This is a genomic window from Nocardia aurantia (genome assembly GCF_009604425.1).
Classification (GTDB): Bacteria; Actinomycetota; Actinomycetes; order Mycobacteriales; family Mycobacteriaceae; genus Nocardia; species Nocardia aurantia.
Window position 1 is genome coordinate 443,681 of the sequence record NZ_WEGI01000001.1, and the last position, 10,858, is coordinate 454,538.

The following is a 10,858-nucleotide window of genomic DNA, read 5'->3' on the forward strand; positions in this document are numbered from 1 at the left end:
CTATTCGATGTCCTCGGCGATACGCTGGCACCTCAAGCGTATCTGCTCCCAGTTCTTCAGGTCGTTCCGCAGTCCAGCCAGCTCATCGAGTACTGCTTGCGGGTCGGTTTCGCGGGGATTCGGGTCGGCCAACGCGGTGATGACCTGACGTGCCAGCGAACCTGCGGACTTGTGCTCGCTGTAGTAGTTATCGAAGGCCGCGATTGCAGTCGCGGCGGAACTGCCTGCTTCCCGTAGGCCTTCATCAAGGGCAACGATGTCGACGTAGTCCCTGGTGAGATTCCGGGCGAGTATTGCCAGTGCCTTCATACGGACAAGTTCGGCCGGCGCGGCGACTCGCAACGGACGACCCTGGTAAGTGACCTCGGCCAGTTCTATGTCGCGGAGCCGGTTCAGTTTGCGGACCGATACGCGAGCGCCGCCGTAGCGACCCATCAAGTTGGTCGGGATCTTGGGATGGTCGGTGATCCAGTCTTGAAGGTCTTCGAGCTCGGAACGGACCTCTTGCCAGTCGCGATCGAGGTTGCGCAGGACGAGATCGGCATCACCCGATAGACGGTGGCCGGTATGAACAGTGACCGCAGACCCGCCGATCATCGTGGCATTGGGTAGCAGTGACTGTACGGTCAAGACGGCATCCAGGATGGCCCGCCATCGCGTATCGATCGGGTCATCGCCCGAAGGTGCTTGCGCCTCGCTCGACATGTCCCAGATTCTGCTCGATCCAGACGGCCGCCGCGGCGTCGGCTGCACGCGTCGTACAGGAGTGTCGCGCCGATGGAACTGACGACCAGCCGTCCAGCGATGAGGAATGGCTCGGCTTCATTCAGATTTTCGGACCACGGCTGGCTCATCGACGACATTGAGCCCGGTGAGGACACGGGATGGGTCGCCGAGGAAGGTGTAGTCCTCCGGCGGGATCGGGAACATCGCCAGTAGTGCCGTCACACTGTCTCGCTCGGCCGGCGTCATCGGGATGCGGTCGAGAACCAAACTGGCACAAAGATTGTCGATCAACTCACCCCATTCGCCGACATCGCTGAATGTGCGATAGGTGGCGAGGGTTTCTACGGACAGGCGGTCGGCGAATCGCTCCAGCAGCGCGCGGGAGTCGTTGTGCAACTTGACCAGATCCACTGATTCCTCGATTCCGCCTATTTCGGATTGCCGTGCTCGTCATTGTGGATCACGCCCTGCCCGCCCGTGGGGTACCCGGTCCAGACGCGCCCGCCGGGCAGAACCACCACCTCGATGTCGACGCCGTTTCGGCGACCCTTGACCAGCCACCGACCGTTCTTCTGCAACTCGGGTGGGTGGTCCGGATTCCGTGCCACGTCCACGATCCGGTCGATGATCTCGTCGTCTTCCCAATCGTCCGGGAACTCGGTCTTGTTCGGCATACCTGTCCCTGGAGCATGACCCCCGTTGATGCCGTCGCCGTGACCGTCCAGGATATGAATGCGATCCCGCTGGGTGATCGTGATATTCGACGGCCCGTTCGGGACGACACCCCACAGCGTACCCGCGGTCGAATTCGGGCTGCCGGTGGTTGGAGTATCGGCTTGCTCGGTGCCGGATTCGTTCGGGGCGGCAGTGGTCGGCGCCGCCGCCGAGCCAGGCGGAGGAGCAGGGACTGCTGGCTTCGGGAGTCCACCCTCGTTCGCGACCGGGTCGATCACGTCGACCTGGGTGATGGTGATGTCGGCGCCGTCGAGCGTGGTCTGCGCCTGTCCACCACGGGAGATCGACGCGTCGAACGCCGCCTCGCTCGGGGCGGCTCCGGCCGGGCGGCGGACCACTACTCCGACATAGGTTCCGTCCGGCCGACGTACCAGGGCATCGAATTGGCGTTGTCCACCGCCGGTGAGCGCGGCGACTTCCTGCTCGGACATGCGGCTCAGCGTGTCGGCCGTCAGCCGAGAGGTGACCGGTCGTTCGACGAGCTGAACACCCTTGTCCTGCGCATACTTTCGCAACGCGGCAGTCTGCTGTTGCCGACTGGCGGCATTACCGGATGCTGGGGCCTGGGGTTTCCCCACGCCGGTCGGTGCCTGCTTCTGCGGCTGATTTCCCGGCTGGGGTGCCGTCGGACGTGGCCGGCTCGCACGCTGTGCTTCGGTCTCGACGTGTGCCAGCTCCGCATCGATGGCCTCCGCCTCCTGCAACAACTGCTGCTGCAGGGTGAGTAGAGCGGTCCGCTCACCGTTGTACCGCCCGATGTCCGCATCGTGATTGTCGACATCGGTGTTGTAAGCGTCGACCTTCCCGTTGTAGGCATCGATCTGCGCGTTGAACGCACTGATCGCCCCACCCGACGCGTAGGGCGACGGTCGCCGCGCCTCCAGCGCATTGCCCTCCGCGTCGAGTGCGGCCTTCCGGCCCCGGAGAGCCGTTTCCTCGGTCCCAAGCCGGGATTCCCAGTTGCGGTGAGCCGTAGCGCGGCTCAGAAAGCCGTTCACCTCGGCGTCGAAGACAGCAATCCGCTGACTCAGCGCGGCGGGATTGCGATTGTTCGGGGCGATCCGAGCTACATCCGACGGAGTGGGCTCCGGAATCGCCGGAGGCTGTGCGGACACCGACGAGCCGAGCAGCAGGACGGCGGCGAGGACCGCGAAGAAGCTGCGGGCGATGAGTCGAATCATGCGTGCGCCCTTACAGTTTGGCGGCGACTTTGTCCGCGATCGCCGTCGCCGCAGGCTGCCCGTTGCCGGATTGGCACAGCGCGACCTGCAGTAGCACGGCTTCTTTCAATCGGGCCTCGCGATAACAGCGCCAATCGGTGGCATCGAGTTGCTCGGCATTCCACCGCGCAGTGTCGCCAGTGGATACGTCGATATGGTTGCGCCACTTGGAGTCCACAGCGTCGGCGGTGCCGAGAACTGCAATCTCCTTGTCGCCGCACGTCGTCAGGCCCTGGGTCAGCTTCGCGAACGCGTCCCGCGCCCGTTCGGCGTTGTCGTACCGGCCCACCGCCTGCGTGAGGCTGTGATCCCAGGTATTGGCGTTCTCCTGAAAAGTGCTGAGCCGGAAGCCGGTCCAAGAGTTCCCGAACACCAGATCCGACGCCGGCGTAGCCGCAACCTGACAATCTGGCGGCGTAACCGATTGCGCCGCATCGGGTTTACCGGCATCGATCCGGAACCACAGTGCCGAGCCGACCCGCCCACCGGCGTCGTGCATGCTCATCAACGCAGCATCGATGCTGCCGGCCGGGTAGTCCGGAGTGGCGGAGCCACCGACCACTGAACAACCCGAAGCGGCGACAAAAGCGGCCGACACCGCACCGATACCGAAACCTCTCGGCAACAACGCCATCAGCTTCCCCCTGGTCACGTCCGGTCGTGGCCCCCGAACGACGACCACCGGCTCCCTGCCAATGGTCGCGCGGCGCCGACGCATCTGTCCAGTGGAGCCACGCACACGTCACGTCCTGATCGAGATCAGCGAAGCAACGGCGGTTGTGTGTTGTGGGACGCGTGCCGGGTAAGCCCGTGAGCAGTCGATTGTTCCAACCGGACGGTATTTTAATTGAAGGAGAATGCCGTGTCTAGAGATCGGCAATCGTGTAATTAGGGGCAGATTGGGCGGCTCGAAAATGGTGCTCTGGTCAGGTGTTTCGCTCGGCCATTCCCCAGTCTTGCAATATTCGGGGTAATATCCGGCAACCGGTAGGATCATGTCCAGAGCTCAAGGGGGGTCGCGACCATGTCGGCACAGGTGGAACACGTGAGGCGGGCGATTCTCCGTGACTTCGGTGAGCTCGTAGATGTCTCGGACGTCGAAAGCAAGGACGCGACCGAGATCGAGAGATGTCGGGTCTCTCGTAGCCTCGCAGCGCTGGCGGCCCGGATGCTCGTAGGGTGCGATGCGTCTACTGCCGCATCCTCAGTCATCGACAGTAGGGACGATCGCGGCATCGACGCAATCGCTTTCGCGGACGGAACTCCTGATCTTTACCTAATACAGGCAAAGTGGAGCGATAAAGGTACGGCTGGAATAAAGGCGGCTTACGTCCGAGACCTGGTCGACGGGTTCCGCAAGATCGAGGATCAAAGTTTCACCAGGTTCAACCCCAGATTCCATGCTATGTCCGGACGAGTGAAATCGCTGATTCAGAACCCGAAGGCGCAAGTTACTCTGGTCCTTGCGGTGATGGGTGACGGCCATGTCCACCCCGACGTCCAAGCAGAATTCAATGACGCTGCCACTCATTTCAACAGCCACGGTAGGTGGGTGCATCAGCGAGTTATAGCCGCGTCTGAATTCTGGCAGTTCGTCCGCGACGATATGAGTCCGCATCCGGTCGAGCTGGTGGTGCCAATGTCTCGTTGGCTGCCATGGGACGGCATTTCTGAATCCTACTTCGGTACTGTCTCTATGTCTTATCTTGCTCAATGGTACGAGCAATTTGGGAATCGACTGTTCGAGTCGAACGTACGGAAGGCTCTCGGGCTGACCTCGGTCAATCAGGGAATGGTCCAAACGCTACTCGATGACCCCGAAAGCTTCTGGGCTAAGAACAACGGAATTACGATTCTGTGCGCAGAAGCGGTCCGTAGCCGACACTACGGAAGCCGTTTTCGCAACGATGAACCTCTTGAACTGACGCTGTCTGATGCAAAGGTAGTCAACGGTGCTCAGACGGTTCAAGCAGCCCACCGTGCCGCAAAAGAAGCTCTCGCTCAAGTTGCCCATGCTGACGTCATGGTGCGTATCATTTCGGTACCATCCGATATGACGGATCTCGGTAAGACAATTACCCAAAGTACAAACACTCAAAACCATATCGAGCCGCGCGATTTCATCACTCTTGATGGCACTCAGGCGAAGATCCGGGACGACTTCATGATGGGTCTGGACCTCACGTATGTCTTTCATCGCGGTGAGGCCGATCCGCCCCGAGACTCAGGATGCTCCGTCGTCGAAGCGGCGCTCGCCCTAGCTTGCGCTCACCCCAATCCCGATATCGCTGTTCGTGCAAAAATAAATCAGGATACGTTATGGGACCAGAGCAAAGGCGGCACATATCCACTGTTATTCGGTAATCAGCCTCCAGCGCTGGAAATTTGGCGCTGTGTTTTACTTTACCGGCGTATCCGTGCTCAGATCGACGTAGAAACCAAGCGCCTTCGCGAACGGGCCCTTGTCGTCGCAGAATATAGTGATCTTCTGCTTACGCACATGTGCTTTCGCCTCATTGAATCCGATGAGCTGGAGAATCCTGAAGCCAATTGGGAACTAATAATGGACCGAATAGCTGCCCAGGTCGGAAACCTGCTGGCTTGGCTGATCGTCGAGAACGACCGGGAACTCGGTGCGAAGTCTTTTGTTTCAAAGACCTTCACCGATGAGGGTAAAAGCCGTCTCCTGGCCGAGCAGGTTCTGGCCCATGTACGAGTTCAGGAAAGCATTCCATCGCTGCCTTTTGAATACCGGACCGCGAAGAAAACCACTAAATCCAGGTCTAAAAGCGCTGTTTCGGTATTGCTCGACGCGAACCACCTCAAGGCGGGTACGCCGCTGTATTATCGGGCACTGACCCCGCGGGAAGAAGCCGCTATATCTGAATGGATACGAGTCGATCCGCGCCGTGGCCGCGCCAGTTGGGTGGCCGATCGCAGCAAGCCTGTGCTTTGGGAAGCGGACGGAAAACAGTACTCGCCAACCGGTCTCATCATGCACATGTGGAGCCTTGCGGGCTGGGACAAAGCTCCCGTCGCGGTCCAAGGGCCGAAGTGCTGGGTGGTGCCGGATCAAGGATCGCTGGCCGATATCGCCGAAAAATTGCGCAGAACTCCCGAGGAATTGTCACCTTCTTTGGACGCAGCGGATAGGATTGCGATTGTTATCAGTCGGGAACAGATCGAGTCTGGAGAAGTCGATACCATTCTGAACGTGCTCGGTTCACTGTACGATTCACCATCAAAAGCGCGAAAGACCGTAGGTATTGTGGATCTACTCATCGACGGCTATAACGATACTTCGGCCGAGCTGTTTGAAATAGAGGAGGTCCGCGCGTACATTCACAATCTCGATGCCGCGTTTCCATACTGGTTATATTTTTCGAACCTGAACAGTTCGTCCCTGCAGTTGATCGCGCTTTGTTTCCTGCCGCCGTTCCTCACGAGAGAAGCGCAGCGGGCCGAGTTCGGGCCACGGCTTCAAGATATATTGATAAAAAGATGGATTCCCGCACTGAATCATATGGCACAAATTTCCGGATTAACTCACACCGAGCTGAACAAGCGATTCAGTGCTGTCGTCGGATACCTCGGTGCAGAAGGCCGGGGCGTCATATAACCGATAGTATTGACGGGCTCACTGACGTTGGCTCTGTCCCACATTCGATTTGCGCCGTGAGGCGCTGTGATTCGAGCGGAGGTGAGAGACCCCCGCCACTGGCCTGTCGTAGCAGGTCGGTGGAGCTGAGGGCAGCCTGATCCGGGTGGTGCCGGGGAGGGTGGGAGCAGCCCTGACAACGCCGGGGCGTGGCCAGTACTGCCAGATGGTGCGGGTCCGGCAAGCGGGATGAAGAGGAGTACGCGAGGAACCGGCGTTGTTACGTCCCTCAATGGGACACCTGCTCGAACCTGGCGGATCTGGGCAGGAAGCGGTGCGTACCGGCCGATTCGGCCGGGAACTCCCTGATCGGTTTATCGAAGCCGGTCGGGAGGCCACGGGGAAGGTCTACGGCGTACCCGTGGCGATGCCGCAGGGACACAGTCGGGCTCCTCCTTCGTCGAGCGAATCACAGTGAACACGGGAACCACCCGGTCGGGCTCCCCGATGGCGCAGCGATCCGGTTGCGCCCGTTGGGGATAGACACACCGACGGTCGAACCGGCCGGGTGGGGCGGAGCCGCCGTAGTAGTCCGAGGCCGGGAAAGCCGGTCACATGGCGAAGGGCGGCAGCGGTTTCGAGAAAGGACGGATGCTGCAATGCCGAAAGACGCGCCACCGAACGGTGACGCCGCGCCGGTGGACCCTGCGGGGCCGCGCCGGCGGGTATCGGAGATGCAGGCCAAGCTTCACTGTTGGGCGGCGGCCGATCCCGGTCGCCGGTTCGATGATCTGTTCAACTTCGTGCACGATCCGGCGACGCTGCTGATGGCGTTCGACCGGGTCGCGGGCAACCACGGAGCCCGCACCCCGGGTGTCGACGGCATGACCGTCGCCGATGTCGAGGACCTGGTCGGGGTTCCTGGGTTCCTGGACGATCTGCGGATCTCGTTGAAAGACGGGTCTTTTCGGCCACTGCCGGTGCGGGAACGCAAGATCCCCAAACCGGGAGGGTCGGGAAAGGTTCGGCGCCTCGGGATTCCGACGGTGACCGACCGGGTCGTCCAGGCCGCGCTGAAGCTGGTGCTGGAACCGATCTTCGAGGCCGACTTCGAGCCGGTCTCCTATGGGTTCCGGCCCAATTGGCGGGCCCAGGACGCGATCGCCGAGATCCACTACTACAGCACCCGCGGTTACCGGTGGGTGCTGGACGCGGATATCGAGGAGTGTTTCGACTCGATCGACCACACGGCCCTGATGGACCGGGTTCGGTTGCGGGTCAAAGACAAACGCATCCTGGCGCTGGTCAAGGCGTTCCTCAAGGCCGGGATTCTCACCGAGCTCGGTGACCGGCGCGACACCATGACCGGCACCCCGCAGGGCGGCATCCTGTCTCCGCTTCTGGCCAATATCGCGCTGAGCGTGCTCGACGAGCAGGTGATGGCGCCGTGGAAGCCGGGCGGGACGATGACCAGCGAGAGCAAGCGGGCATACCGTCGCCGGAAAGGGTTACCGGCGTGGCGGATCGTCCGCTACGCCGACGACTTCCTCGTCCTGGTCCATGGGACTCAGGATGATGCGGAGGCGATGCGCGAGCAGGTCGGGCAGGTGATTTCGCCTCTGGGTCTTCGGCTTTCACCGGAAAAGACCCGAGTGCGGCACTTGTCGGAAGGGGTCGATTTCCTGGGATTCCGCATCCAGTGGCGTCGCAAGCGGGGCTCGGGCAAATGGTTCGTCTACACCTTCATCGGCGACCGGCCCATCCGGTCGTTGAAGACGAAAGTCCGTGCTCTGACCCATCGGCAGTCGCAGCAGGGTCTGGGGTATGTGATCATGCGGCTCAACCAGATTCTGCGTGGCTGGTCCAACTATTTCAAGCATGCCGTGGCCAAGAGCCGGTTCGACGCGCTGCAGCACTTCGTCTGGCAGCGGGTGATCCGGATGCTACAAACCCGGCATCGCTGGAGTTGGCATGACATCCGGCGCCGATACACCACCCGAACAGGGCGATGGCTCCCCATCACGGCGGCGGACGGGACCGAGTTGTTCGATATGGGCAATGTGACAGTGAGCCGCTACCGATGGCGCGGCCACACAATCCCCAACCGATGGACGACCCCACGAACAGCCTGACGGCAGGAAACCGTGGAGAGCCCGTTGCGTCGAGAGGCGCACGGCGGGTTCGGCGAGAGGTCCGGAGAGACGGATCGGGAGCAACCCCGACACCGCGCTCCGGGCCTACTCAGCGATGGTCGGTCGTCGATTGTGTTGGGGTGCTGTGGTTTCCGGTAGAACTTCCGGGCGTGGCGGTTGATGGTGTCGCAGAGGCGTTGTGACAGTTGATGTTCCCGGATCGGTCGGGTGCGGGTGGTGGGTGAGTCCCGGGTCCGGGCGGTGGTCCGGTTCGATGCGGTGACCGCGGGGATCCCGTAGCCGTCCCCGGCGTGCGGGGTGGTCGCGGCGCGGGTTCACAGCCGTTATGTCCGTGAGATCGCCGACGTCGCGGTGGCGGGCCGGGAGGTAGCGCTGAGGTTGCGGGTGCGGCGATCGTTCTGTGGAAACAGCGGGTGCCTGGCGGCGGATCTTGGCCGAGCAGGTGAACGGGTTGACGGTGCGGTACGGGCGTCGCAGTCTCGCGCTCGGTGAGGTGCTGAGGCGGTTCGCGCTGGCGCCGGGCGGCCGGACTGCGGCGCGACTGTGTGCCGGGATCTCGGGTGTGGTGAACCGTCACGGGTTGGGGACCGGCTTCGGTGTCAGACCAGCGCCGGTCGGCGTGGTGGTTGTTGAGCGTAGTAGGCGGCCTCGTACCCCTAACGTGTCCTCCCGGCCGACATACGCCTGGTGCACATGGGCTACGTCCGGGTCGGCGTCGGCCAGCTCGTTCAGCTTCCGCATGCCGTTTGCGCCGGCGATCCAAGCAGGGGCTCGACGCGTACGTCGGGGAGGTTTTGCAGCCTCGAATCTGCGGTTCGGCGAGCATGATTCAGGCTTCCTTCACCATGTCCCGTTTCCCGCCTGTCGGAGTCGCTTGGCTTGCTTGTCAAGGTTGCGCACGTGGGTTGACACTGCGCCGAAGGCACTGACCAGATCAGGTCGCAACGCATCGAAGTCACCCAGAGCCTCATCGACACGCCCGGTCGCGGCGCGCAGCTGTGCGATGACGAACCGCGTTTCGAGCACCACATGGAGCTGGTCGCTATCCCCCACTGCGGCATTGTGTACGAAGAAAAGTAGCTGGGGCAAGGCCTTCTCGGCTTTGCCGATCTGGGCATAGGCGTGGCCCGCCTGAAGGGCACAGCTGAGAACATCGGGATCAGAAAGCGGACGAAGTCTGCGGTACTGTTCTCCGACTTCGTCAAACAGCGCCGCTGCTCGACCGAATTCACCGCAGACATACAGGGCCGCAGCCAACTCCTTCCGTAGCAGCAGCGCCAACGCGGGGTCGTGGCCCGCTCGCGCGACACCATCTTCCAGCAAGCTGACCGCTTGGGATGGACGATCCTCTCTCAGCGCCAGATCAATATCGTCCCACAGCTGATGCACCTCGCCGTTGGTGAGCTCCGCACCGCTATTGGTTGACGCCGCTACAGCGATCGAGTTCACCAGCGGGCGCCGAAATGGGCCGGTGGGGTCGGGGTCCTGGCTTCGGGCTCGGCCATTCTCGGCGACCATGGCAAATGGCAGCAGCGTGCCGTACACCGTCAGCGCGGCGGGCCGCTCCGTTGCGTCTTTATCAAGCATCGCCGTCACGAGGACATCCAGGTCCAGCGGTATTTCGGGGCGGCGCGAACGCACGGACGGCACACTGGATTGCAGATGTTGCGATCGCACGGCTCCGTCGACGCCCAGGAACGGGAGGTCTCCCGTCAGGAGCTCGAATAGCAGGCAGCCGAGCGAGTAGATGTCCGACGCGGATGTCACCATCTGACCGAGCCACTGCTCCGGCGACATATACGGCGGCGTTCCCACGGTGCGGTCGATCTGAGTGAGCCTCGGCAATGCCCCGCTGCCGTGCAGGATCGCGATGCCGAAGTCCAGAAGCTTGACCAGCCCGCCGTCGACGATCATCACATTGGCGGGCTTGATATCTCGATGCACGATGTCGACCTGGTGCACCTCGGACAACACAGCCGCGATCTGGGCCGCGATGGACGCGGCCCACGCGATGCTCGGCTGACTGTCCACGAAATCGGTGTGGTCGAGCATCGTCTGCAGCGTCTTGCCGCGAAGCAGCTGCATGACCAGCCACAACTGCGTGGTGCCGTCGGCCCGCGTCTCGACCCCGGTGTCATATACGGCCGGTGTTCCCGTCAGTTCCAGCCGCGCGGTGGTGCGGATTTCCCGCACGAACCGCTTCCGATCCCGTTCCAAAGCCTCGAGAATTTCCACGGCTTCCGGGCTGACAGGTCCCGACGGCACCGGCCCGGACGGCGGTTTGAGCAGCTTGATCGCCACTTTGCGATCAAGTCGCTCGTCCCATCCGTAGAACACCTCGCTCATGCCGCCACTGCCCAGCAGCCCGTCAATCCGGTACCGGCCCGCCAGCAACCGCTTGCCTGCCACGAGTTCGTCCGCCATCG

At 62.1% G+C, this 10,858-nt stretch carries 8 protein-coding genes; 3 read left to right on the forward strand and 5 right to left on the reverse strand.

The features are described 5' to 3' along the window. The 4 genes from NRB56_RS02070 to NRB56_RS02085 all read right to left on the reverse strand — a co-directional run bounded on the left by NRB56_RS02070 (position 1) and on the right by NRB56_RS02085 (position 3,315). Positions 1-705, reverse strand: coding sequence for a nucleotidyl transferase AbiEii/AbiGii toxin family protein (locus NRB56_RS02070; RefSeq protein WP_153338730.1), 705 nt, complete (start codon positions 703-705; stop codon positions 1-3). A 117-nt stretch (positions 706-822) separates the two neighbouring features. Continuing rightward, on the reverse strand, positions 823-1,137 hold the full coding sequence (locus NRB56_RS02075; protein WP_153338731.1) for a hypothetical protein: 315 nt from the start codon (positions 1,135-1,137) through the stop codon (positions 823-825). Positions 1,138-1,154: 17 nt separating this feature from the next. Continuing rightward, the gene (locus tag NRB56_RS02080) at positions 1,155-2,642 is read right to left on the reverse strand and encodes an EndoU domain-containing protein (RefSeq protein WP_153338732.1); all 1,488 of its coding nucleotides are present in this window, start codon (positions 2,640-2,642) and stop codon (positions 1,155-1,157) included. A gap of 10 nt (positions 2,643-2,652) precedes the next feature. After that, positions 2,653-3,315 (reverse strand): sensor domain-containing protein, encoded by a 663-nt coding sequence (locus NRB56_RS02085; protein WP_194290692.1) that lies wholly within the window; start codon positions 3,313-3,315, stop codon positions 2,653-2,655. A gap of 390 nt (positions 3,316-3,705) precedes the next feature. On the opposite strand from NRB56_RS02085, the gene NRB56_RS02090 reads away from it, so the two are divergent. The 3 genes from NRB56_RS02090 to NRB56_RS40395 all read left to right on the forward strand — a co-directional run bounded on the left by NRB56_RS02090 (position 3,706) and on the right by NRB56_RS40395 (position 8,924). Beyond that, positions 3,706-6,300: an AIPR family protein gene (locus NRB56_RS02090; protein ID WP_153338734.1), complete on the forward strand. Its 2,595-nt coding sequence runs from the start codon at positions 3,706-3,708 to the stop codon at positions 6,298-6,300. 713 nt (positions 6,301-7,013) lie between these two features. Then, positions 7,014-8,411: a group II intron reverse transcriptase/maturase gene (ltrA, locus tag NRB56_RS02095; protein ID WP_227837059.1), complete on the forward strand. Its 1,398-nt coding sequence runs from the start codon at positions 7,014-7,016 to the stop codon at positions 8,409-8,411. Positions 8,412-8,729: 318 nt separating this feature from the next. After that, a complete protein-coding gene (locus tag NRB56_RS40395; RefSeq protein ID WP_406603423.1) occupies positions 8,730-8,924 on the forward strand; it encodes a transposase family protein in 195 nt (64 codons plus the stop codon). Between the two features lie 348 nt (positions 8,925-9,272). On the opposite strand, the gene NRB56_RS02105 is transcribed toward NRB56_RS40395, so the two are convergent. Beyond that, positions 9,273-10,856 carry a serine/threonine-protein kinase gene (locus tag NRB56_RS02105; RefSeq protein ID WP_153338736.1) on the reverse strand — a complete coding sequence of 528 codons (1,584 nt, stop codon included), beginning with the start codon at positions 10,854-10,856 and terminating at the stop codon, positions 9,273-9,275. Positions 10,857-10,858 lie beyond the last annotated feature (2 nt).

Excerpts from the sequence above, each read along its gene's own strand:
- NRB56_RS02090 (WP_153338734.1), top strand. The coding sequence starts at position 3,706 with ATGTCGGCACAGGTGGAACACGTGAGGCGGGCGATTCTCCGTGACTTC.
- ltrA (WP_227837059.1), top strand. The coding sequence starts at position 7,014 with ATGCAGGCCAAGCTTCACTGTTGGGCGGCGGCCGATCCCGGTCGCCGG.
- NRB56_RS02085 (WP_194290692.1), bottom strand. The coding sequence starts at position 3,315 with ATGGCGTTGTTGCCGAGAGGTTTCGGTATCGGTGCGGTGTCGGCCGCT.
- NRB56_RS02105 (WP_153338736.1), bottom strand. The coding sequence starts at position 10,856 with ATGGCGGACGAACTCGTGGCAGGCAAGCGGTTGCTGGCGGGCCGGTAC.
- NRB56_RS02070 (WP_153338730.1), bottom strand. The coding sequence starts at position 705 with ATGTCGAGCGAGGCGCAAGCACCTTCGGGCGATGACCCGATCGATACG.
- NRB56_RS02080 (WP_153338732.1), bottom strand. The coding sequence starts at position 2,642 with ATGATTCGACTCATCGCCCGCAGCTTCTTCGCGGTCCTCGCCGCCGTC.